Below are 22,499 nucleotides of genomic sequence, written 5' to 3'. Positions count from 1 at the left end.
ATGAATCGCCGCTTCTGGGCCAGCGCCTATTCGAGCACGCCTTCGTGCCGTAGCAGATATTCCTTCACCTCAAGGCCCCCGCCGAACCCTGTAAGCGCGCCGCTCGCCCCGATCACCCGATGGCAGGGCAGAATGATCGGCAACGGGTTGCTGCCGTTCGCAGCGCCAACCGCACGGCTGGCCTTTGGCCGGTCAAGCCGGGTCGCAAGCTGGCCATAGGTCAGCGTTTCGCCATAAGGGATGCTGGCCAATAACTGCCAGACGCTGTTCTGGAAAGATGTGCCGCTCAGGGAAAGCGGCAGGTCGAACCGGCGCAGGTCGCCGGCGAAATAGGCGCTGAGCTGTTGCCTCACCTCTCGAAAAGGCGCGTCAGCCTGTCGCCATTCCGGGCGCGGAGCGAACGCTTTGTGACCAGTCGGAAAGCTCAGAAAATGAAGGGCCTCATCGGTGCCCGCAACCAGAAGCTTGCCGACAGGGCTTGCGATATGGGTGTACCACAACACCGTCATCACTTTGGCCTTCGGATGGAAGACGGCGGGCGTCCATAGAGCTTTTGAAACGCCGCGTTGAAGCGCCTGACACTCCCGAAGCCCGCTTTGAAGACGATATCCGTGATCGGCAGCGTCGTTTCATCCAGAAGGCGTTTTGCCCGCCCGATACGCAGCGTCTGCGCGGTCTGAAGCGGCGACGCACCAATATGGTCGGCGAAAAGACGTGAAAGATGCCGCGCTCCGACACCGAGGCGATCAGCCAAGGCCTCTACGGTGCCGGTATCCAGCGCCCCGTCCTCGATCAACCTCAACGCCCGTTCCACAGTTGTCCGGGTTCCGTTCCATGCCGCACAGAAAGGGGCTGTCTCCGGTCTGCACCGCAGACAGGGGCGATAGCCCGCCCGCTCGGCCGCCGCGGCGGTGGGGTAATAGCTGACGTTTTTTGTGAGCGGATGCTTCACCGGACACACGGGCCGGCAATAGATTCCGGTCGTGCGGACAGCCGTGAAGAACTTTCCGTCAAAGGCGGAATCACGCCTCAATCGTGCTTCGTTGCATGTGTCAAAATCAAGCATGGGAAGAATATGGACGCAAAACCACGCCGACGCGAGGTGGCGTGGATGATGATGTCCGAAAATGGCCAGTGCCGCCACGCTCAGGCCTGTAGGTCTCTCGCAGCTCAACGATTCACGGAATACCTGCCATGCGTATGACACTACAGGACTGGGCTTTGCTCTTGCTGCTCTCGGTCCTCTGGGGCGGATCCTTCTTCTTTGTCGCTGTGGCTGTCGAGGCGTTGCCCCCGCTGACGGTCGTGGCCCTTCGTACCGGAATCGCGGCCCTCGTCCTGCTCGTGGTCCTGCGGCTGCGGAAGGAGGCATGGCCCTTTGCGAAAGGGGCTGTCGCCGCGTTCTTCATCATGGGATTGCTGAACAATCTGCTGCCCTTCAGCCTGCTGTTCTGGGCGCAGACCATGATCCCCAGTGGCCTTGCCTCGATCCTGAACGCGACAACGCCGCTCTTCTCGATTGTCGTCGCGCACTTCCTTCTGACAGACGAGCGCATGGCACCGAACAAGGCCATAGGCATCCTCTTCGGGTTTCTCGGCGTGGCCATCCTGCTTGGCGGCGAGGTTCTGGGCGGCGCCAGCATCGCCTCGCTGGGTATGCTGGCATGTCTGGGTGCGGCATTGGCATACGGTTTTGCCGGTGTCTTTGGGCGTCGGTTCAAGGCCATGGATCTGACAGCAACACAGGTTGCATTCGGCCAGCTCGTCGCAACCACGATCATGATGTTGCCGATCATTTCCGTGGTCGACAGACCCTGGACGCTGCCGCCACCCGGCCTTCCGGCAATCGCGGCGGTTCTGGCGCTCGCCATCGTATCGACGGCCCTGGCCTATGTGATCTTCTTTCGCATCCTCGCCTCTGCCGGGGCGGTAAACGTCGCGTTGGTCACCCTGCTTGTGCCGGTCAGCGCGATTGTGTTGGGCACCCTGATCCTTGGCGAAGAGCTGGCCGCGCGGCACTACATCGGAATGGGCCTTATCAGCATTGGCCTGCTGACGATTGACGGACGTATCGGGGAAAGGCTGAGCGTCAAAGCCAGGATCCGACGGAACCGGCCATGCGAACCCAAACCATGAATGGCAGAAAAGGTTCGCATCACCGGCACTGCCCGGTCGGCTTGCCGCCCTGCGGCATATGTCCGCTTCGGTGAATGCTAGAGCAGCCGGGCGCCCGGTCCTTCCGACGCCAGATGGTCATCGGCATTGACGAGCGGGCACCGCTTCACACTGAGGCACCCACAGCCAATGCACATCGCCATTTTGTCCCGTAGCGCGGTCAACAACTTTATGCGGCGGGTGAGATCGTCGTGCCACACTTCAGAGATACGCGCCCAGTCATCGGTGTCAGGCACGGAATGGGCCGGAAGGCCGGATAGCGCCTCCGCTATCTCTGCCAGTGGCACACCGACGCTTTGCGCCACCTTGATGACGCTCACACGCCGCAGGACTTCCCGCCTGTAGACGCGATGGTTTGCGCTGTTCCGCATAGAGGCGATCAGCCCCTTTCGTTCGTAGAAATGCAGGGTCGAGACCGGCAATCCCGTGCGGTCAGCAACTTCGCCGACCGATAAATAACGCTGAGCCATAAAGAAACTCCTTGACCTCAACCATAGTTGAGGTCGTAGCGATGCGGTTGTCAAGGAGACCATGATGGCTGAGACACCCCCTGCATCGGAACCGCAAACCGCAAGATTCGTGTCATGGAGAGAGTTCCTTGGCAGCGCCTATGCCCCTGCTCTGGCCCTCGTCTGCCTCGCGGTCTGGCTGCATGCCGCCGATTCGCTCATCGTCGCAACGATGCTGCCGTCGATTGTGGCCGAGGTCGGGGGTGCGGGCCTCGTCGGGTGGTCGGTCTCGCTTTATGAGATCGCCTCGGTGGTTGCCGGTGCCGCGAGCGCTCTGCTGACGATTGCGATACGGGCTCAGACGGCCGATGAGCCTCGCAGCGCTGGTTTTCGGCCTCGGCTGTCTGTTGAGCAGCGTCGCCCCCAGCATGCCGGTCGTTCTGAGCGGGCGGGTATTTCAGGGTCTGGGCGGGGGCGGACTTGTGGCCATGTCCTTCGTGGCAATCGGCGTGATCTTCCCCAGACGCTACACCGCCCGGGCTATGGCCACCGTCTCGACATTCTGGGGTGTATCGGCCTTCCTCGGGCCGCTGATCGGCGGTTTCTTCGTTGAATATGCGACATGGCGCTGGGGCTTTGCTTTTTTCGCCCTGCAGGCGTTCGGCCTGTCGGTATGGATTGCACTGCGGCCAGACCAAGCCGCGCCACAAACGGCTGTGCGCAACGGCCTCCCGCTGAAGAGACTGGCGCTTCTATGCCTCGCCGTTCTCATGGTGTCCTATGGCGGCGTCGGGATCGGGATGGTTCAGACCACGGTCTGCGTTGCGCTCGGGATCGGTTGTCTTGCCCTTTTTCTCTGGCTGGACAGTCAGGCGGGGCATGACCGGCTGCTTCCGGTAAGCCCGTTCGATTTCAGAAAACCGACGGGATCTGCCCTGCTGATGATCCTGTCGCTCTCGCTGGCCACAATCGCCGTCACGGCGTTCGGGCCGCTTCTTGTCACCGCGATTCACAACGCGTCGGCATTGACCGCCGGATACATCGTTGCATGCTCATCCATCGGCTGGACCGTCATGGCGGTGCTGGTAAGCGGCTCACCGGAACGGCTGGACCGGTTGATGATTGCACTGGGTATGGCACTTGTTGCCGCCAGTATCGCTGGCTTCGTTTACGCCGTTCCGAACGGCCCTGTCTGGCTGATCGCGGTCTTCGCGGCGATGGAAGGCGGCGGGTTCGGCATGGCCTGGACGTTCATTCTGAGGCGGACGACGGCGCTGGCCGATCCGGGTGAGGTGCAGCGGATTTCCGGGGCGATACCGACGGTTCAACGGCTCGGATTTGCGCTTGGCGCGGCCTATATCGGGATCGTGGCGAATGCGTCTGGCTTCACGGTGATGGAGACGCCCTCGGAGGCGGCGGAGGTCGCCCGATGGATCTTCCTTGCCTGCCTGCCTTTCGCAGCCCTCGGATTGCTGGCCATGGCAACGCTGGTTCGAGGGCATCCGACCCCTGCCCAGTATACCGCACAGCGCTGAAGCGGCCGGATTCCTGCGCTCAACCTGCACGGCCCTCCGGGCCTGAACGGGCCCGATAGGTGAAGCCCGTCAAAGGTTATTCTCCGTGAACGGCAGGCTGCTGAAAATCTCAACGACCACGCAGGTCTGGTCGCGGGCAGTCCTGCGGAGGTGGGAAACCGTCGCGGGGTGTGTCGGCGACAGCAGTGCCGCCGACACGGGTGTTTGCCTCAATCACCCATGACCACTTCGGTTGCGGCGCGGATCCGGCGCACGCTGGCTTCCATCTCTTCCTGACCGATGAACACAACCGGGAAGAAAGTATTCCCCTCGGTGATCTCCTTGAACCGCTCGCTTTCGCTGGCGTATTCGGCGGCGGCGATCAGGCGCTCGCGGGCTTCATCCGGGATGCCGGTGGGCACGATGATGCTCCGGTAATCCTCGATGGCATAGTCATAGCCCAGCTCGATCAGGGTCGGCACATCGGGGTAGAACGGGCTGCGCTCGGCTGACATGAAGGCGGCGACAACCATTTCGCCCGTCGGGGTGTATTGGGCATGCGTTCCGCCCGAATAGGCAAAATCAACCTCACGCCCCAGCACCAGCGGCGCCATACCGCCGCCGCCGCCGGTGGGGATGATCGCCAGATCCAGCCCTTCCTGTTCAGCGATGGAGCGGATGATCGCCTCGTCCAGCGGGGTCTGCTGGGCAAAGGTCATGGGGTTGTTCCGGCCGTGCTCGATGATCTCGTCAAAGGTGCTGAAGGGCTGATCGGCTGACGTGACGATGGCGTTCTGCCCAAGGGCCACGGCGGCGAGATACTCGAAATCGTCGATCTCGTATTCCACGGGCGTAATGATCGGCGTGAAAGTCAGCGCCGTGGTGCCGCCGAAGAGGAAGGTATAGCCGCCGTCGGTGTTGCTTTTCAGCCGGGTAAAGGCAACCGCGCTGCCGGCGCCGGGCTGGTTGACCACATTGACCGGCTGGCCAAGGAATTCTTCCATGACCTGCGCCAGAACGCGGCCCTGAATATCGGTCGAGCCGCCGGGCGCAAAGCCGATCACCATGGTCAGCGGGCGGGTGGGCCAGGTATCGGCCAGCACCATAGGCGCGGCGAAGGTGGCAGTGAGCGCCGCAGCGGTGGCGAGAAGGGTTCTTCGTTTCATGAGCAGTATCCCTGTTCTTGGTTTTTAATCCGTTGCCGGGGCTCCGGCTGCCGGTTTGCCGATCTTCAGGGTCCGCCATGCCAGCATGATCAGTGCGATCAGCGTGCAGGCGATGAAGAACACGGCGATGGGGCGGTCGAGAAGGATCGACCAGTTACCGCGCGAGAGAATGATGCTCTGGCGCAGGTTCAGCTCCAGCATCGGGGTGATGATGAAGGCGACGAGAAAGGTGACGAAGGAATAATCGAACTTCTTCATCAGATAGCCCAGCAGGGCAAAGGCCATCAGGATGATCAGCCCGAAGGTGCCATAGCCCTGCAGCACCATCCCGGCGAGGCAGAAGAAGATGACGATGGGAATGACGACATGCGGCGGCACACGGGTGATCTGGGCGAAAACCATCAGCCCGAACCAGCCAAGCGCCAGCATGATGATACTGGCAAGGATCATCCCGGCGAAAATGGAATACAGAAGCTCCGGGCTGTCACGCAGCAGCAGGGGGCCCACGGTGATGCCATGGATCGCGAAGGCCCCGATCAGCAGCGCGGCCGAGACATTACCCGGTATCCCTAGCCCGAAAAGCGGAATCAGCGCAGCCGGAATCACCGCATTGTCGGCCGATTCAGACGCGGCGATGCCCTTGGGCTCGCCTTTGCCGAAGGCTTCGGGGTTCCTGGCGGCGCGCTGCGCCATGCCATAGGACATGAACGAGCCCACCGATGGCCCCAGCCCCGGCAGCGCGCCGACAAAGGTGCCCACCCCGGTGCCGCGCAGAATGGTCGGCATGATGCGTTTGAAAATCGGCCAGGTGATGTGGTCATCAGCGGCGTTCTTCATGTCCACCGCCATGCTGGCGCGCTCCAGCCGCAGCTTCTCGGACTGAATGAACATTTCCGACAGCGCCAGTGTGCCGATCGCCACGGCGATCAATGGCATGCCGTCCATCAGTTCGGCATAGCCGAAGGTCATGCGCGGCAGGCCGGTCTGGTTGTCCAGCCCGATGGTGCCCAGAAAGATGCCCAGCCCCCCGGCAGCCAGCCCCTTGAACAGGGATCCGCCCGACAGTCCGGCGATGAACACCAGCGCAAAGGCCAGAATGGCGGCCATCTCGTAAGGGCCGAACAGCAGGGCCACGCGGGCAAAGGGGATGGCCACGAAGATCAGGATGATGGTCGCCAGAATATCCCCGAGGACCGAGGCGATCAGGCCGATCTGAAGCGCCGTGCGGGGCTTGCCCTGTTTGGCCATCGGATAGCCGTCAAGCGAGGTGGCGGCCGATGATGCCTCCCCCGGGGCGTTGAGCAGGATGGCGGACACCGCGCTTCCTGCCGCTGTGCCCTTGGACAGGCCGATCAGGAAGGAAATCGCGATATAGGGCGTCATGTAGAATGTCATCGGAATCGCGATGGAAATCGCCACCGACCGCGACAGACCCGGTATCACGCCGACGATGTAGCCCAGCAGCACCCCGCCGCCGATGCCGATAATCGAGGCGACGGTCAGTGCCTCGCCGATGGCTGCGCCTACAGCAGAAAAATCCATGTTCAGACCACCCCGACGCGCATCAGATACACGGACAACACGTAAAGCAGCGCCACCGGTACCACCGAGCAGCCCAGCACCATGTACCAGCGCCGCTCACCCAGAAGGATCAGCATCCCTCCGATCAGAAACGCCCCGAACCAGGTAATCTTGATGGAGCTCATGACCCAGATGGCAACCGCGACATACAAAAACGGCCATGCCGACCAGGCCAGTGCCCGCCAGTCGATATCGGTGCTCACCGCTGAAATTCGTGACCGGATGATGCCGACCAGCCCGCCGGTTGCGACAACCGCGCCGCATACGACCATGACCCAGGCAGCAATGCTGGGTACAAGGCCCGGCGGCATCTGCGCGAAGGGGTTGGACCCGGCGAAGTTCGGAATGATCCAGACCAGCGCAAGAAGCCCGAACGCGGCAACGCTGATCCCGGACCAGAAATCTGGTCTGTGCAATGGCCTATCCCTGTTTAATCGCGACCTATGAATGTCGCTTAACAACCTCTTCAGGCTTGCACAGATGGGCGCAGGCTGACAACCTTTTTCGGCCAGCGCTCAGAAACGCAGGGTTCCTGCGGCGCCGGAATGGCCCCGGCGCGGAAATCATCCCTTGTTGGCTGTTCCGTGCAGCAACAGGGCCGCACCCCCGTCAACAGGGAAAATCAGGCCGGGCCTTGCAAAGCTGCCGAGGTTGGAAAGACTGTGATCTGTACCTGCTGAACGTCGTTTCGGGCCCCAAGCTGCGGATACCCTCGATTTCGGCGCAGGGCGCATCCTGCCGCTTGCACTGCCTCAGGACAAAGGAACGCAGGCGGGGCGCTGAAGCTTCTGTGAACTTGTTAAATTCGACCCTTCTCCTGTCGCTTTACGGCGCGACAGGGGCGGGTGCGCGTGATGTCCTCGCTGGCAGGAGGAGACGGATGCTTGAACGCGCCATTCCAGAGTGGTTGCGCCACCCGCCCGAAGGGGTGGGGCGGACGCCGACGGCGCGCGCTTTCGCGGCGCTTTCGGGTGTCGAAGCGCTGATCCGGGGTATGCTTCTGTCGGTGATGCCGCTTGCGCTCTATGCGCAGCTCGGTGATGCGGGGATGGTCTCGGCCATCTATCTGGCGGTGGGAATTACCTCGCTCACCTTCGGGCTGCTGGTGCCGTGGATCAACCGCCTTGTGCCGCGCCGCTGGCTCTATACCCTGGGCGCCACGCTCTATGTGCTGGGCTGCGGGTTTGGCACACTGGGTGGGCCTTTCATGCTGCCCGCGCTTTTGTTCTGCACGCTGGCCACGGTCACCTGCTTTGTCTGCCTCAACGCGTATGTGCTGGATTACATCGCCAAGGTCGAACTGGGCCGGACCGAGACGCTGCGCATGTTCTACTCGGCCTTTGCCTGGACGGCGGGGCCGGTAAGCGGTGTGGTGCTCTGGCAGCTCTGGGCGCCCGCGCCGTTCCTGCTGGGCGGGGTCTTTGCGCTGCTGCTGATCGCGGTTTTCTGGTGGCTGCGGCTGGGCAACGGCAAGCTTATCGCCCGCGCCCGTGCCCCGGCGCCCAATCCGCTGGCCTTTCTGGGCCGCTTCGCCGCGCAGCCACGCCTGATCGCGGGCTGGATGTTCGCGGTGCTGCGCTCCTGCGGCTGGTGGGTCTATATCGTGTATCTGCCGATCTATGCGATCGAGGCGGGATTGCCGGAAAGCCTTGGCGGCAGCGTTGTCTCCACAACCAACGCGCTTCTGTTCGCCACGCCGCTGATCCTGCGCTGGGTGCAGCGCACCTCGGTCCGGCGCGCGGTGCGGACCGGGTTTCTGGTGGCCGGGGCGGGTTTCCTGCTGGCCGGTGTGCTGCCGGTGCCCGGCGCGGTCGTGGCCTCGCTGGTGCTGTCCTCGTGCTGCCTTATCCTGCTGGATGTCGCGGGCGGGCTGCCGTTTCTGATGGCGGTGAAACCCTCGGAGCGGACCGAGATGGCCGCGGTCTATTCCAGCTTCCGCGATGTGTCGGGCATTCTCACGCCCGGGATGGGGGCGCTGATCCTGCTGGTCGCGCCGGTGCAGGGCCTTTTCGTGGCCGCAGGTGTGGGGTTGCTGGCGATGTTCGTGGTCGCGGGGCAGTTGCACCCGATGCTGGGTGTGGCGGCAGACCTCCGCCATCGGACACGCGCGCAGGCGCGCTCCTTCCTGCCGTTGCGGCGCGGAACGGATGGCTGAAACGCCATAGCCGCTTCCGGGGTGCGCGGCTCACGGCCTCAGGGAGCAAGCCTGTGCCGCCGCGCAACCGGGCAGGGCAGGGCGCTCAGCCGCGCGGCCCACAGGTCTTGCGCCATGGCGCGGGCTGCCGTGGCGCTGGTGCTTTCAATCGCACCGGCTGCGATCAGGCCAAAGGCGATCGTATCCACGATCACATCGCTGACCGCCGTATCGCGCAACTGCCCGCTCCATGCGGCAAGGCATTGCTCGGCGGTGCGCTGGCCGGGCACCATGCCCGGCGGGCGGCGGTGGTTGACAGCGGGAAAGGCGTGTTCCTCGCTGCTGCCGTCGTCGATCAGCGCATAGCGCAGCAGCCGGTGTGGCGTGCCCTGCGCGATGTCCCGATGGGTGCTCACGCTCAGCAACCGCCCTTTCCCCAGCACGATCATCGCATCGCGGTGCACACTTTGCCCGTGCTGTGAGGGCACGCCCAGCACCGTCGCCCGTCCGCCGAACGGGTTGAGAAGCTGCACAGCCAGATGCGAGGCGTTGCGCATCCCAAGCGCGGTATACAGCCCGTTGAGCGCCTGAAGCTGCGGGCTGAGCACCCTGAGCGGCACATAGACGCAGCGCTGGTCATCAAGCCGGCGCGCGGCCTCGTCCATCGAGGGGGCAAGCGGGATGCCAAGGCTTTGCGCGACATGCAACCGGATATCGCCGGGGTGGCCCGGCCCGTGCAGCGCCACGCGGTAGCCCGCCTCGGCCAGCGCCTTGACGGCCAGCAGAAACCACGGAATGCGCTGGTTGCGCGGCGAAGAATAGGCGGGCCAGTCAAGCGCTACATCGGCGTTGCGCTGCGCAGGCAGAGTGTCGCGCGCGGCGCGGACCATGCCCGCAAGCTCCTCGCCCGTGGGGCCACGAAGCTGCAGCGCCGCCAGAAACGCACCAATCTGCACTGATTGGGCCTCGCCGCGCAGGATGATCGCCAGCGCCTCGGCGGCCTCGTCCGCGTGCAAGGGGCGGCTGATCGCCTGCCCACCGGCAAGCGCGCTGATCAGCCCGGCCAGCCGGGTCTGCGGATCGGGGTTGCGGATCCAGCTTTCGCGGCGCTGAACGATGTATTCGGGCGTGGGTGCGCCTTCGGACAGATCGGGCGCGTCGCTGTCTTCGGTAATCAGACGAGGGTAATACCGGCTGTGTTGCACGGCACCGAAAGGATTCAGCGCGGCACCGGGCAGCGGTGCTTCTTCAGGAGGCGTATCGGGCAGTCCGACCGGCAGTGCCGCAGCGGCAAGATCATCCGGCCGCTGCGCAAGCAGTTGTTCGGCCGATTGCTTGAAGGCGTGGACCCGTTCGCGCAGGCGCAGCGCGAAGGGCGTGGGCACCATACGCCGCCCGCCCGCGCGCACCAGAAGCGGGTCATTGTAATGCAGGCGCAACTGCGCCAGCAGACGGCTCATGGCCGGGGGCGAGATGGCGAGCACCCGTGCCGCATCGCTCACCCCGCCGCAGACCAGCAGCGCATCAAGCGCCTCCAGCAGGCGAAGGCGCCCGGAAGCGGGGGCAGGGCCGGGCGGGTGGCCGGGCGCGTGGATGTCTGTATCGGGCATGGTCAGGCCGGTATTTCCACTGAGGTTCATTTGGAATGGTTCTAGAAACTACGGGTTGTTCCCGCAGCGAGGGCTAATAATACACTATTTTTATCAGGATTAGAAAGGCCGGGGACAGCCGATGGAAAAATTTCGTTCGAACGCAGGGAAAACCGCGCATCAGACAGGCCTGAACTGGCTGGGGGGCACCGCCGCCCTTGCCCTTGCCGCCGGGATGCCCGCCAGCGCCTGGGCGCAGAACGCTTTGCTGCGCGGCGTTGAAAACCTTGGACAAATGGTTGTCACCGCCGCCGGTTTTGAGCAGGCGGTGGCCGATGCCCCGGCCTCGATCACCGTGATCACCCGCGAGGATCTGGAAAACGCAAGCTACACCAACCTTGCCGATGCGCTGCGCGAAGTGCAGGGCGTCTCTGTCACCGGCACCGGCAACGAGCGCGACATCCAGATCCGTGGTCTGCCCGGTGCCTATACGCTGATCATGGTGGACGGGCGCCGTCAGTCCACCCGTGAGTCGCGCACCAACGGCAGTTCGGGCTATGAGCAAAGCTTCCTGCCGCCGCTCGAACAGATTGAGCGGATCGAAGTGGTGCGCGGGCCGATGTCGTCGCTCTATGGCTCGGATGCGATGGGCGGGGTGATCAACGTCATAACCCGCCCGGTGGCTGACCGCTGGTCAGGTTCGGTCTCGGTCGAGGGGACGGCGCAGCAGGACAGCGACCGTGGCAATTCGCGGCAACTTTCCTTCTCGGTCGGTGGGCCGGTGATTGCCGACCGGCTGGGCCTGCAGATCTGGGGCAGGGCCTATCACCGCGACGAAGATACGATGACCGATGCCGCCGGGACAGTTGTGGACGGGCTGAACGGCGCGGAAAACCGTGAAATCGGCGCGCGCCTGACCTATACGCCGGTTGCCGGACACGAGTTCCGCCTTGAAGGCGGCTCGCAACGGCTGCGCGCGATCTCGCTGCACAACACCTCGGCACTGTGGGGCGGGGCCACCACCCGGCGCGACCATGACCGCGACTATGTCGCGCTTGGCTATTCCGGCACCTGGGGCAACGCCACGACCGACCTGAGCCTGCAGCGCGAAGAGGGGTCGCGCACTGTCTATACCGGCGATCCGGCGGTGCCCAATGTCCGTGTGCCGCGCGTGGTCAACACCGTGCTGGATGGCCGCGTCACCATGCCCTGGACCTTCGCGGGCCAGCACACACTGGTGAGCGGCTTCCAGTTCACCGATGTGGCGGTAAACGACATCGGTCACGGGACCGATCCGCAGGACATCGGCGTCCAACAATGGGCGCTTTATGCCGAGAACGAATGGCAGATAGGCAATGCCTTTTCGCTGACCGGCGGGCTGCGCTATGACAACCATTCGGTCTATGGCGGCCATATTAGCCCGCGCCTGTACGGTGTCTGGCATTATTCCGATGCGCTGACGGTCAAGGGCGGCGTTTCCACCGGGTTCCGGGCGCCGGATGTGCGCCAGGTCGCGCCCGGCTATTACCTTCCCACCCAGCAGAGCGCGGGGCTGATCGCTCCGAATCCTGATCTGCGGCCTGAAAACAGCACCAATATCGAGCTGGGCGCCGTGTATGAGGGGGACCGCTTTTCAGCCAGCGCCACGGCCTTCTACACGCGGTTCAACGACAAGATATCGAATGCCGCAACCGGCATGCTGATCAACCCCGAAACCGGCGATATCATTGATCCGCTCGGCGGCGCCGGTTGTAACGCGGCAGCGCTGGGGCCTTATCCGGGCTATTACTGCCTGTGGCAGAATTTCAATATCGACAATGCGGTGATCCGCGGGGTTGAACTTTCGGGCGACTGGCGCGCTACCGACACGCTGAGCCTGCGCGCCACCTATGCGCTGACCGACAGCGAGCAGCGCTCGGGCCAGTTCGCGGGCTTCCCGCTGCAACGCACCCCGCGCCACCGCGCCACGCTGCGCGCCGACTGGCAGTCGCCGGTCTATGGCCTCGATTTCTGGGGCGCGGTCAACTACCACGGCGCCGAGATCAACGCGGGCGCGCGCCTGGGCACGCAGGGCACGCCAATTGAGATCAATGGCCAGATCGGCCGCCGCTATGACCCCTATACCACGGTGGATATCGGCACCTCCTACGCGATGAATGACCGGGTGTCGGTGGCAGCAGCGGTTTACAACGTGCTCGACCGGTCCCCCGCCGTGGATGAGGTTAACACCGTGATCGAGGGCCGCCGCTTCTGGCTGGGCGTGACCTCGCGGTTCTGAATGCTTCCGGCGCGGGCCTTTCCCCGCGCCGGTCTGACCTGAATTTGGAGATGACAATGACCCTTCGCACCCTTGCCCTTGCCGGGTTGATGGCCCTGACCAGCACGACCGCCCTCTGGGCCGAAACCATCCGCCATGCCCAGGGCGAGACCGAAATCACCGGCGTGCCGCAGCAGGTGCTGGTGTTCGATCTGGCCTCGCTCGACAATCTCGATGCGCTTGGCGTGCCGGTCGCCGGTGCGCCGGGGGGTGTGACGATGCCGGAGTATCTGCGCCAGTATGCAGCAGATATCGGCACGGTGTTCGAGCCGGATATGGAGGCCGTCGCCGCCATGGCCCCTGACCTGATCATCGTGGGCGGGCGTTCCGGGCCCAAACACGCCGATCTGTCCCGCATCGCGCCGACTATCGACCTGACCCTGCCGCGCGAAGGGTTTATCGCCGCGCTGCGCGACAATCTGACCCTGCTGGGCCGGGTGTTTGAGCGTGAGGAAGCCGCCGCTGAGCAGATCGCCGCGCTGGATGCCGATATCGCGGCGCTCAGCGCGCAGGCCGCTGATGCCGGGCGGGTGCTTGTGGTGCTGACCACTGGTGGGCGAATGAGCACGCATGGCCCCGGCTCGCGCTTCGGGGTGCTGTTCGAGGAGTTCGGCTTTACCCCGGCGGTGACCGGCACCGATACCGGCACGCATGGTCAGTCGATCTCGCATGAGTTCATTCTGGAGACCAACCCCGACTGGCTGTTCGTCGTTGACCGCGATGCCGCCATCGGCCGTGACGGGCAGGCCGCGCAGCAGTTCCTCGACAATGAGCTGGTGCGCAACACCACCGCATGGGAGCGCGGGCAGGTTGTCTATCTGGACCCGCTGGCATGGTATCTGATCGGCGGCGGTGTTCAGGCCCTGCGCGTCGGTATTGACCAGCTCAGCCAGGCGCTGAACGACAACTGACCCATCGTAAACACAGCCCGGACCGGCCCCACCCGTGGGCCGGTTCCTTCATGGGAGCCTGACGTGCCACCAGCCCACAGCAACACCGCCGCGCGCGCCTTTCTCTGGGCCGGTCTGCCACTGATTGCGGTGCTGGCCGCGCTGAGCCTGTTTGTCGGGGTCAGCAGCCTCAGCCCTGCCGCGCTCTGGGCTGAGGGAATGTCGGGGCGCTCAGCCCAGATCCTGTTCGCCGCGCGCCTGCCGCGCACGCTGGCGCTGATGCTGGCGGGGGCCGGAATGGCGATGGCCGGGCTGGTCATGCAGATACTGGTGCGCAACCGCTTTGTCGAACCCTCGACCGTTGGCACGACCGAGGCGGCGGGGCTGGGCATTCTGCTGGTGATGCTGTTTGTCCCCGACCTGCCGGTTTTCGCGCGGATGCTGGTGGCGGCGGTGTTCGGGCTGGCGGGCACGGCGCTGTTTCTGGCGGTGCTGCGCGCGGTGCCGCTGCGCTCCACGCTGATGGTGCCGCTGATCGGCATTCTGCTGTCCGGGGTCATCGGCGCGGTTTCAACCTTCATCGCCTATCGCTACGATTTCCTGCAAAGCCTGACCGCGTGGATGCAGGGCGATTTCTCGATCATTCTGCGCGGCCGCTATGAAATGCTGTGGCTGGCGCTGGCGATGCTGGTCGCGCTCTATTTCGCCGCCGACCGCTTTACCGTGGCCGGGCTGGGCAAGGAGCTTGCGACCAGTCTGGGCCTTAACCACCGCGCCGTGGTCTGGCTGGGGCTGGGGCTGGTGGCGCTGATCTCGGCCGCCGTGGTGGCGACGGTGGGCAATATTCCGTTTCTGGGGCTGGTGGTGCCCAATATCGTCAGCCTGATGGTGGGCGACAACACCCGCCGGTCGCTGCCGCTGGTAGTGATGGGCGGGGCGGGGATGGTGCTGGCCTGCGATATCGTCGGGCGCGTGGTGATCCGCCCCTATGAAATTCCTATCGGCACCACGATGGGCGTGATCGGCAGCGCGGTGTTCCTGTTCCTTCTGCTAAGGGGCCGCAACCGTGTCGCCTGAGGCCCGCGCCCGCACCATTGCCACCCGCTTCGCGCTTCTGGGCCTCTTGGCGGCGCTGGCGGTGGCCGGGTTCATGCTGCTGGGCGCGCGCGGCAGCTGGAGCTTCATCCTGCCGTTTCGTGGCACCAAGCTGGCCGGGCTGGTGCTGGTGGCGGTGGCCATTGGCACCGCAACCGTGGTGTTTCAGACCATCACCAACAACCGCATCCTGACGCCGTCCATCATGGGGTTCGACGCGCTCTATATCCTGCTGCAAACGGCGCTGGTGTTCAGCCTTGGCGCGATGCAAACCTCGATGCTGGATGCGCGGGCGATGTTTCTGGCCGAAACCGCGCTTCTGCTGATCTTCGGCGGCCTGCTCTATTACTGGCTGTTCGGGGCGACAGCGCGCAGCCTGCATCTGCTTTTGCTGGTGGGGATCGTCTTTGGCGTGTTCTTCCGCGCCATCTCGGGCCTGTTGCAGCGGATCATGGACCCCGGCGAATTTCTGGTGCTGCAGGACCGGATGTTTGCCAGTTTCAATACCGTCAATCAGGAGCTGCTGGTGATTGCCGCGCTGATCGTGGGTGCGGTGTGCCTTGGCTTCTGGCGGCTGCACCGGGTGTTTGACGTGCTGGCGCTGGGGCGCGAGGCGGCGATCGGGCTGGGCGTGGCGCATGCGCGGATGGTGGCGCTGGCGCTTGTGCTGGTGACGGTGCTTGTGGCGGTATCGACGGCGCTGGTGGGGCCGATCAGCTTTTTCGGCCTCCTGGTGGCCAATCTGGCCTATCTGCTGTTTCCCACCGCGCGCCATGCGGTGCTGTTGCCCGCCGCCACGCTGATCGGCCTGATCGCGCTGGTGGGTGGGCAGACCATACTTGAGCAGGTTCTGTCCTACGATACCGCGCTTTCGGTGGTGATCGAATTCATCGGCGGTATCGCCTTTATCCTGCTGGTTGTCCGTGGAGGTGCCCGATGATCGGGGTTGAGAGCGTCTCATTGTCCTATGACGGGGTGCGCGTGCTGCGCGATGTCACGCTGAGCCTGCCCAAGGGCGGGGTAAGCGCCATCATCGGGCCCAATGGTGCCGGGAAATCGACGCTTCTGTCGGTCATCGGGCGGCTGTTGCGCGCCGAGGGGGGGCGGGTCACGCTGGACGGGACGGATCTGGCGCAGATGCCGGGGCCGATGGTGGCGCGGCGACTGGCGATCCTGCGGCAGGACAACCACACCACCGCCCGGCTGACGGTGCGCGATCTGGTGGGCTTTGGCCGCTATCCGCATTCGCGCGGGCGGCTGACGGCTGAGGATGTCGCGCAGATCGACCGCGCGCTGGACTATCTGGGCCTGCGCGATCTGGCCGACCGCTTTCTGGACCAGCTTTCAGGCGGCCAGCGCCAGCGCGCGCATATCGCCATGATCCTTGCGCAGGATACCGATTACATCCTGCTCGATGAGCCGCTCAACAACCTCGATATCCGCCATGCGGTTGCCATCATGGCGCTGATCCGCCGGGCGGCGGGTGAGCTGGGCAAGACCATCGCGGTGGTGATGCACGATATCAACATGGCCGCCGCCTGCTGCGACCGCATCGTGGTGATGAAGGAAGGTAAGATCCACGCCCACGGCACCCCTGCCGAGATCATGACCGGTCCGCTTCTGAGCGCGGTCTATGAAACGCCGATCGAGGTTGTCGCGCTGGGCGACAGGTTGCTGGCGCTTTACTAGGGCAGGGCTTGTTGGGGCAGGGAGGCGCGGTGGCGCCTGTTCAGCCGCCACTGCCCGGCGTGTCACCAAGGCGCCCGGCGCCGATGCCCATTCCCGTCCCGCCACCACCACCGGCACCGCCTCCACCACCACCGCCCCTTTCCCTTCCGGAATCACCCTTGCCCCGCGCGCCGCCGCCCTGCGGTCTGGTCGGGCCCTGAAGGGGGATCGTCACGGATGCAGGGATCGGCTCCAGATCAAGCGCCAGGCGGATATAGGCGCGCAGTGAAATCACCAGCTCTGCCGTATGAATGGGCCGCCCCGCCGCCATGTCGCTTGCCGCCTGTCCGGCAAGGCGCACATGCTCTTCGGTGCCGAGCAGCAGAATGTCCGACAAAGCCGCCTCTACCGCGTCTCGGATCCGTCGCGGGCGCTCCGGGGGTGTGGTGCCGGGTGTCTGCGCCGATCCGTCCTCGCCTTCATCGGCAGGGAGGCGCATGTCACGCAGATGGCGGGGGTTGGCCGTCAGCTCGCCGGTAAATGAGCCGCCGAGCGTTCTGTAGGCCGCCATCAGGGTCTTGAGGCGCTCGTTGATCTGGCGGTTCATCCTTTGCTGGCGCTGCTGAAGCGTCAGCATCACCAGAACCCGGATGCCCACCCCGATCATTGCGAAAACCGCAAGCCCAAGCACGGTGGTGAACACGCCCTGCCATGAACTGAAATCAAAAAAGCGCATGTCAGGCCTCCTGCTGGCCGTGGATGATACTCCCGCGCGACGGGGAACAAAAGTGCGGCGCGCGGCAACACGGTCCGCGCGGGGAAAGGGCCGCTCCGGGAAAGGTTGACACCCGGCGCCCGTCAGCATCTCTTGGCCCTGCGCACAAACAGGGCAGACCCGCATGCAGACCGGAAATTTTCTCTACGCACCCCGATGGGTGAAGCTGACCGCCCTGATGGTGCTGAGCCTTGCGCTGGTCACGGCGCTGGCCGTCGTCATCTATTACATGGACCGTGGCGGGCGCGACAGCTGGGTGCTGGTGGCCATCTCGCTGGCGCAGATCGCCGCTTCGGGGCTGGTGATCGCGCTGATCGTGTTCTTCTCGCAACGCGACGCCAATCTGACCGTGCTGCGCGCCCGCATCCGTGAATTCCTGCTGCATTCCCTGCCGCGTGGCCTGCTGATTCTGGATTGCGCCCCGCCGCAGGAAGCCAGCTGGCAGCCGGGCAGGGGCTGGCGGAAAAAGGCATGGCGCAGCTCTTACCCGGAATCGAATGTCAGCATCCGGCTGCGCTATACGTCTTGCGGCGTCGAATGCCTGTATTTCGTCAAGGCGCAGGGCCGCACGCTGGTTTTGCGCGCGCAGGTCAACATGGGTGAGGTGGTCTTTACCCTGTATCTGCCCGCCGCCACCGAGGCCGCGATGGAAGAGCGCAGGCAGCAGCTTGACTGGGGCCTCAGCCGGTTGACCGGGGTCAGCGGCTACAGGCAGGACTGGTATTTCGCGGTCGAATCCTTTGACAACCGGTCCCATGCTGTCGTCTTTCTGACTCGCGATTTCGGCACCGATTTTCTGGATGACAACCGCCTGATGCTGTTCGTGGTCAACGATCTGGCCCTGAACCTGCGCGGGTTGCTGAAGGATTGCATCGAGCGCGGGATTCCTACGTCTTATGAGGATGAGGCACCCCGGCCCGCCCTGAGCAAGGCAGGCTGAAGGGGGTAGGAGTGGCCATGAAAAGCGCACCCGAAGTGATTGATGACCTGAGCCTCGCACCGCCGATGGCGGCGACCGGCACCGAATGGGCCGTGATTTCGGATCAGGTCATGGGCGGGGTTTCTTCCGGCAGCATGCGCCGGGAAACGCTCGCCGGGCGCCCGGCGGTACGGCTGCGCGGGGGCGTCAGCCTTGAGAACAATGGTGGTTTCCTGCAACTTGCGCTGGATCTGGGCACAGGCGGCGCGCCGGTGGACGCCTCAGCATGGGCGGGTATCCGGCTGGATGTGCGGGGCAACGACGAGACCTATAACCTGCACCTGCGCACGACTGACCTGAACCGACCATGGGAATCCTACCGCCAGAGTTTCGTGGCGACACGTGAATGGCAGCGGCTGCATTTGCCTTTCACCGGCTTCACCCCCCACCGCACCGAATACCCGTTGCGCACGGACCGGCTGCGCAGGCTGGGCATCATCGCCATCGGACGTGCGTTTCAGGCCGATGTCGCCCTCGCCGACATCCGCTTTTATGCTGCGCAAACTGTTGGCTGAGCAGCGCAGGTTCGGTGCCGGCTGCGCGTGATATGCGGGTCTCACAATGCCGGGCCCTGGGCTGCCGCTCATGCAATCAGACGCCTGCCCCGATGGCCGCGCGCATTTTTATTTCAACTGGCTGTCTTTTGATCCCCGGCGATTGATACCGCCCCGGGGGATCGACGCGCCGTCCCGTTCCGCCTGACATTCCACGCAAAGCCTCACCCCGGGGACGGCGTTCCGGCGCGCTTCCGGGATCGCTTCGCCGCATTCCGCACAATTGCGCAGGCTCGGCGATGCTGGCCTGCTTTGCAGTTTCATGCGCTGCAGTTCATCGGCGATCGAAGCCTCGATCTGTTCGTTCACCGCGCCGTCGCGCGCCCATCCGCCCGCCATGCCTGCCTCCGGACCAAGTGCCTGAGAACCATACCCTGCGCTGAGATTCAGCGCTTTTCAACTGTTCATGACCCCGCGCGATCACTCGCGCGGGTCCTGCGCACCGTCCGGCAAAACCGGAAGCCGGTTACTCGGCGGCGCGGGCTTCTTGCTGGATCGCAACGCCAGCGCGGGTGATATCCTGACCGGCACCCTCCACGGTGTTGCATGCGGCGAGGATCACAACGACAAGCAGAGGCAGCATCTTGGGCAGTAGGGTCATATCATGGTCTCCTTTTCTGGACTGTGGAACAACGCTTCTGACAAGGGTTTCGTTCCCGTCCGCCTGTGCAGGGAGCGCATTATCTTTCAGATTGATCAGACAGCCCCGGTTGGCAGCGGCATTCTCTTCGGCAAGGCGGCGCGCGTGCCCCAGATCTCGCTCACCGCTTTCGCCGCCGTTTCGCCGAAGGCCTGTTCCATCGCCAGACGCAGCAGGAAGGCCGGGCCGCACTCGAGAGCACGCGCGAGGTCCGGAACACGGTCGAGGGACAGCTTTGAGGCACCGCCCTTGATCATCGTCAGGTTGTTGGCGTTCTGCGTTGAGTGACGTTCTGACTTACTTGTAGCGGTGGATTTTGCGGTTCTGCGAGGGTTCTGGTGGAGGATTGCTCACACGCTGCTGAGCGACCCTATCGTTCGTGAGATGACTGTAAGGTCATTTTCCCTCGTTTGAAATGTCGACATCTGGCGATCTGGCGCGCACCGGGCGTCCATCCTCGCGCCATTCCGGCAGACCGCCATCGAGGCGCCGCGCGTTGAGCCCATGTTTGCGCAGAGCCGCGACGGCCTGGTGAGCATAGATGCAATAGGGCCCCCGGCAGTAAGCTACGATCACCGCGCCTGGATCGAGCGTCGGAAGGATCAGCTCAAGCTCCGAAACCGTCACGTTAAGCGCCCCCGGGATGTGTCCCGAGGCATATTCGTCTGACGGTCTGACGTCGAGGACGGTCACGGACCCCTCGGCGAGCCGCGCGGCCAGTTCATCCCGGCTGACCGGTTCGGGCGCGTCCTGACCGTCTGACAGGCCACGCAGGATGCGCTCAACCTCCGCAAGGTTCCGCTCGGCGACGATGCGGAGCAGGTCCATCAGTTGAAGCGTTTTCGCATCGGTCAGCCGGTAGATCACCGCTTTGCCGTCGCGGCGGCTGGCGACCAACCCGGCACGGCGCAGGCTCTGAAGATGCCGCGAGGCGTTGGCAATTGTGAGGCCGGTCTTGTCGGCGAGAGCCTCCTCTCTGCGCTCGCCCTGTGCGATCTGCTCCAGCAGCATCAGCCGAGCGGGTGCGGAAAGCGCGCGGGCGACGAGCGCGTATTCCTCCAGAAGTGCGGCCTTGGGACTGATTGACATCGGGCTGCCGTGGTGGGATCGGCTTCTGGGCACCTACCGGGCGCAGCCGAAGGCGGGCCACGAAGGCATGACCATCGGCATCGAGCAGTTCCGCACGCCCCGTGATCTGTGGCTTGACCGGATGCTGATCCAGCCTTTGCGCGGCCCGGCAAGCGGCGGGGCGCTGGACACAAGCCCGGAGGACACGAAATGACCGCACTTCCCCTCGGTATCCGCGAGAACCTGACACAGTTCTCGCATCAGCTGATCCAGGTGCTGTTGGTCGGCTTTGCCATCGGCATGATGCGCACCGTGATCCCGGCGCTGGCCGAGACCGAGTTCGGCGTGGCGCGCGGCTCGTTCCTGCTGCTGACGGCCTTTGTCGTGGCGTTCGGCGTGGTCAAGGCGGTGATGAACTTCGTCGCCGGACGGCTGTCTGAGCGGATCGGGCGCAAGCAGGTCCTGCTCTGGGGCTGGATCATCGCGCTGCCGATCCCGGTGATGATCTGGGCTGCGCCAAATTGGGGCTGGATCGTCGCGGCGACCGTGCTTCTGGGTATCAACCAGGGCCTGTGCTGGTCGATGACGCAGACCGCCAAGCTTGACATTACGCGCGTCGATCAGCGTGGGCTGACGATGGGGCTTAACGAGTTTTCGGGCTATGTGGGCGTCGCACTGGCAGGAGTGGTCACGGCCTATGCGGCCGCAGCCTTGGGAGCGCGGCTCGGACTTCTGCTGTTCGGGATGACCGTTGCCGTCACCGCGCTGGCCCTGACCGTGGTCTGGGTCAAGGACACGCTGCCTTGGGCCAAGGCCGAGACGGCGGCGCACAAGCTCAGCGCGCCGAAATACCCGCCGCGCTATCCGCAAGGCGTGTCGGAGCATCCCACGACGGCCGAGGTCTTCGCCCTGATGAGCTGGCGTGACAAGCGACTTGCCGCGCTGTCGCAGGCGGGACTGGTCGAGAAGTTCGTCGATGCGCTGGTTTGGGTGATCTTCCCGGTTTTTCTGGTGTCCAGGGGCGCCAGCCTGACCGAGATGGGCTGGATCGTCGGCGCCTACGGTTTCGTCTGGGGCGGATCGCAGCTGTTCACCGGCCGCCTGTCGGACCATGTCGGGCGGTTCTGGCCAAACGTGCTGGGCATGTGGATCTGCGGCGCGGGGGTTCTGATGGTCCCTCTCGGCGACGGGGCTGCGTGGTGGTCCCTGTCGGCGGCGATCGCGGGCTTCGGCATGGCACTGCTTTATCCGAACCTCGGGGCCGCCGTTGCCGACATCACCCCGCCCGCATGGCGCGGCTCGGCCATCGGCATCTACCGCTTCTGGCGCGATCTTGGCTACGGGGTCGGCGCGCTCGGCCTCGGGCTGGTGGCGCACCTCACCGGCGCGATTGGAGCCGCCTTCTGGTTCGTGGCGTTGTCGATGTTTGCCTCCGGCGCGCTCCTGTTCTTCTGGAGTGAGGAAACCCATCCGCGCCTGAATCCCGCAGCTGAAGGAAATCCTGCATGAACCATCTGCTCATTCTGAACGACCCACCTTGCGGCACCGAGCGCAGTTTCAACGGTCTGCGCATGACTCATGCGCTTGCCAAGAACGACGCCCAGGCGAAGATTACCGTCTTTCTGATGGCCGACGCCGTGCTCTGCGCCAGCGACCTGCCTCACTGAAGGACCCAGGTTGAAATCGCCAGCGAAGCGGAATTCTGTAAGCGTTCGCGGGGGACCACGGACTGCTATCTTGACGGCGTGAAGTTCCACGGCAGCAGGTCGTCGATGCGGCTTTGCGGATGGCCGTTGGCAATCGCGGTCAGGGTTGCCTTGAGGTAGGCGAAGGGCTCGATGCCGTTGATTTTGCAGGTCTCGATCAGCGATGCGATGCGGCCCCAAGCGATGCCGCCTCCGTCGT

25 protein-coding genes and 1 pseudogene are annotated in these 22,499 nt (G+C 64.4%); 13 read left to right on the top strand and 13 right to left on the bottom strand.

Features of this window, described 5'->3' with window-relative positions; genetic code table 11:
- Positions 1-26: 26 nt before the first annotated feature.
- Positions 27-509, bottom strand: a complete 483-nt coding sequence (locus V7Q53_RS14570; RefSeq protein ID WP_333829349.1) for a methylated-DNA--[protein]-cysteine S-methyltransferase — start codon at positions 507-509, stop codon at positions 27-29.
- Entirely contained in the window at positions 509-1,144 is a 636-nt protein-coding gene (locus tag V7Q53_RS14565) for a bifunctional transcriptional activator/DNA repair enzyme AdaA (protein ID WP_333829348.1), read from the bottom strand. The genes V7Q53_RS14570 and V7Q53_RS14565 overlap by 1 nt, the downstream gene beginning before the upstream one ends.
- Before the next feature lie 50 nt (positions 1,145-1,194).
- Here V7Q53_RS14565 and V7Q53_RS14560 point away from each other — a divergent pair, with 50 nt between their 5' ends.
- Positions 1,195-2,136: a DMT family transporter gene (locus V7Q53_RS14560; protein ID WP_333829347.1), complete on the top strand. Its 942-nt coding sequence runs from the start codon at positions 1,195-1,197 to the stop codon at positions 2,134-2,136.
- Between the two features lie 77 nt (positions 2,137-2,213).
- Here V7Q53_RS14560 and soxR read toward each other — a convergent pair whose 3' ends face one another.
- Positions 2,214-2,645: a redox-sensitive transcriptional activator SoxR gene (soxR, locus tag V7Q53_RS14555; protein WP_333829346.1), complete on the bottom strand. Its 432-nt coding sequence runs from the start codon at positions 2,643-2,645 to the stop codon at positions 2,214-2,216.
- A gap of 323 nt (positions 2,646-2,968) precedes the next feature.
- Here soxR and V7Q53_RS14550 point away from each other — a divergent pair, with 323 nt between their 5' ends.
- Positions 2,969-4,159, top strand: coding sequence for an MFS transporter (locus tag V7Q53_RS14550; RefSeq protein ID WP_333829345.1), 1,191 nt, complete (start codon positions 2,969-2,971; stop codon positions 4,157-4,159).
- A gap of 209 nt (positions 4,160-4,368) precedes the next feature.
- Here V7Q53_RS14550 and V7Q53_RS14545 read toward each other — a convergent pair whose 3' ends face one another.
- The 3 genes from V7Q53_RS14545 to V7Q53_RS14535 are packed head-to-tail and all read right to left on the bottom strand — an operon-like array spanning position 4,369 to position 7,301.
- Entirely contained in the window at positions 4,369-5,304 is a 936-nt protein-coding gene (locus V7Q53_RS14545) for a tripartite tricarboxylate transporter substrate binding protein (protein ID WP_333829344.1), read from the bottom strand.
- 24 nt (positions 5,305-5,328) lie between these two features.
- Entirely contained in the window at positions 5,329-6,846 is a 1,518-nt protein-coding gene (locus V7Q53_RS14540; protein ID WP_333829343.1) for a tripartite tricarboxylate transporter permease, read from the bottom strand.
- Between the two features lie 2 nt (positions 6,847-6,848).
- On the bottom strand, positions 6,849-7,301 hold the full coding sequence (locus tag V7Q53_RS14535) for a hypothetical protein (protein ID WP_333829342.1): 453 nt from the start codon (positions 7,299-7,301) through the stop codon (positions 6,849-6,851).
- A gap of 464 nt (positions 7,302-7,765) precedes the next feature.
- Here V7Q53_RS14535 and V7Q53_RS14530 point away from each other — a divergent pair, with 464 nt between their 5' ends.
- Complete coding sequence (locus V7Q53_RS14530; RefSeq protein WP_333829341.1) at positions 7,766-9,040, top strand: MFS transporter; 1,275 nt, start codon at positions 7,766-7,768, stop codon at positions 9,038-9,040.
- A gap of 38 nt (positions 9,041-9,078) precedes the next feature.
- On the opposite strand, the gene V7Q53_RS14525 is transcribed toward V7Q53_RS14530, so the two are convergent.
- Positions 9,079-10,659: a LysR family transcriptional regulator gene (locus V7Q53_RS14525; protein ID WP_333829339.1), complete on the bottom strand. Its 1,581-nt coding sequence runs from the start codon at positions 10,657-10,659 to the stop codon at positions 9,079-9,081.
- Positions 10,660-10,750: 91 nt separating this feature from the next.
- Between V7Q53_RS14525 and V7Q53_RS14520 the strand changes: the two genes are divergently transcribed.
- The 5 genes from V7Q53_RS14520 (at position 10,751) to V7Q53_RS14500 (ending at position 16,599) form a co-directional block, all read left to right on the top strand.
- Positions 10,751-12,886, top strand: coding sequence for a TonB-dependent receptor domain-containing protein (locus V7Q53_RS14520; RefSeq protein ID WP_333829337.1), 2,136 nt, complete (start codon positions 10,751-10,753; stop codon positions 12,884-12,886).
- 56 nt (positions 12,887-12,942) lie between these two features.
- Positions 12,943-13,836: a siderophore ABC transporter substrate-binding protein gene (locus tag V7Q53_RS14515; protein WP_333829336.1), complete on the top strand. Its 894-nt coding sequence runs from the start codon at positions 12,943-12,945 to the stop codon at positions 13,834-13,836.
- A 63-nt stretch (positions 13,837-13,899) separates the two neighbouring features.
- On the top strand, positions 13,900-14,892 hold the full coding sequence (locus V7Q53_RS14510; protein ID WP_333829335.1) for an ABC transporter permease: 993 nt from the start codon (positions 13,900-13,902) through the stop codon (positions 14,890-14,892).
- Entirely contained in the window at positions 14,882-15,850 is a 969-nt protein-coding gene (locus V7Q53_RS14505; RefSeq protein WP_333829334.1) for an iron chelate uptake ABC transporter family permease subunit, read from the top strand. The genes V7Q53_RS14510 and V7Q53_RS14505 overlap by 11 nt, the downstream gene beginning before the upstream one ends.
- Positions 15,847-16,599 (top strand): iron ABC transporter ATP-binding protein, encoded by a 753-nt coding sequence (locus tag V7Q53_RS14500; protein WP_333829333.1) that lies wholly within the window; start codon positions 15,847-15,849, stop codon positions 16,597-16,599. The genes V7Q53_RS14505 and V7Q53_RS14500 overlap by 4 nt, the downstream gene beginning before the upstream one ends.
- Positions 16,600-16,639: 40 nt before the next feature.
- Here V7Q53_RS14500 and V7Q53_RS14495 read toward each other — a convergent pair whose 3' ends face one another.
- The gene (locus V7Q53_RS14495) at positions 16,640-17,314 is read right to left on the bottom strand and encodes a hypothetical protein (RefSeq protein WP_333829332.1); all 675 of its coding nucleotides are present in this window, start codon (positions 17,312-17,314) and stop codon (positions 16,640-16,642) included.
- Between the two features lie 163 nt (positions 17,315-17,477).
- Here V7Q53_RS14495 and V7Q53_RS14490 point away from each other — a divergent pair, with 163 nt between their 5' ends.
- Both V7Q53_RS14490 and V7Q53_RS14485 read left to right on the top strand, forming a co-directional pair.
- Positions 17,478-18,293 carry a hypothetical protein gene (locus tag V7Q53_RS14490; RefSeq protein WP_333829331.1) on the top strand — a complete coding sequence of 272 codons (816 nt, stop codon included), beginning with the start codon at positions 17,478-17,480 and terminating at the stop codon, positions 18,291-18,293.
- A 17-nt stretch (positions 18,294-18,310) separates the two neighbouring features.
- The gene (locus V7Q53_RS14485) at positions 18,311-18,847 is read left to right on the top strand and encodes a CIA30 family protein (RefSeq protein WP_333829329.1); all 537 of its coding nucleotides are present in this window, start codon (positions 18,311-18,313) and stop codon (positions 18,845-18,847) included.
- Between the two features lie 108 nt (positions 18,848-18,955).
- On the opposite strand, the gene V7Q53_RS14480 is transcribed toward V7Q53_RS14485, so the two are convergent.
- The 4 genes from V7Q53_RS14480 to V7Q53_RS14465 form a co-directional block, all read right to left on the bottom strand.
- Positions 18,956-19,225, bottom strand: a complete 270-nt coding sequence (locus V7Q53_RS14480; RefSeq protein WP_333829327.1) for a DksA/TraR family C4-type zinc finger protein — start codon at positions 19,223-19,225, stop codon at positions 18,956-18,958.
- Positions 19,226-19,352: 127 nt separating this feature from the next.
- The gene (locus tag V7Q53_RS14475) at positions 19,353-19,487 is read right to left on the bottom strand and encodes an entericidin A/B family lipoprotein (protein WP_333829326.1); all 135 of its coding nucleotides are present in this window, start codon (positions 19,485-19,487) and stop codon (positions 19,353-19,355) included.
- Between the two features lie 95 nt (positions 19,488-19,582).
- Positions 19,583-19,783, bottom strand: coding sequence for a hypothetical protein (locus tag V7Q53_RS14470; protein WP_333829325.1), 201 nt, complete (start codon positions 19,781-19,783; stop codon positions 19,583-19,585).
- 139 nt (positions 19,784-19,922) lie between these two features.
- Entirely contained in the window at positions 19,923-20,615 is a 693-nt protein-coding gene (locus V7Q53_RS14465) for an ArsR/SmtB family transcription factor (protein ID WP_333829324.1), read from the bottom strand.
- 4 nt (positions 20,616-20,619) lie between these two features.
- Here V7Q53_RS14465 and V7Q53_RS14460 point away from each other — a divergent pair.
- The 3 genes and pseudogenes from V7Q53_RS14460 to V7Q53_RS14450 all read left to right on the top strand — a co-directional run.
- A pseudogene (locus V7Q53_RS14460) lies at positions 20,620-20,808 on the top strand (sterol desaturase family protein); the annotation flags it as partial.
- Positions 20,805-22,103: an MFS transporter gene (locus V7Q53_RS14455; protein WP_333829323.1), complete on the top strand. Its 1,299-nt coding sequence runs from the start codon at positions 20,805-20,807 to the stop codon at positions 22,101-22,103. The pseudogene V7Q53_RS14460 and the gene V7Q53_RS14455, both read left to right, overlap by 4 nt.
- Positions 22,100-22,261, top strand: coding sequence for a DsrE family protein (locus tag V7Q53_RS14450; RefSeq protein ID WP_333829322.1), 162 nt, complete (start codon positions 22,100-22,102; stop codon positions 22,259-22,261). Before V7Q53_RS14455 ends, V7Q53_RS14450 begins: the two co-directional genes overlap by 4 nt.
- A gap of 65 nt (positions 22,262-22,326) precedes the next feature.
- On the opposite strand, the gene V7Q53_RS14445 is transcribed toward V7Q53_RS14450, so the two are convergent.
- On the bottom strand, positions 22,327-22,499 hold a 173-nt coding region (locus V7Q53_RS14445; RefSeq protein ID WP_333829364.1), incomplete at its 5' end, for a transposase domain-containing protein.

Origin of the sequence: Pararhodobacter sp. (genome assembly GCF_036802785.1) — a bacterium.
Taxonomy (GTDB): domain Bacteria; phylum Pseudomonadota; class Alphaproteobacteria; order Rhodobacterales; family Rhodobacteraceae; genus Pararhodobacter.
Note: the sequence above shows the minus strand (reverse complement) of the source record. Positions and strands in the feature narration are given on the sequence as shown.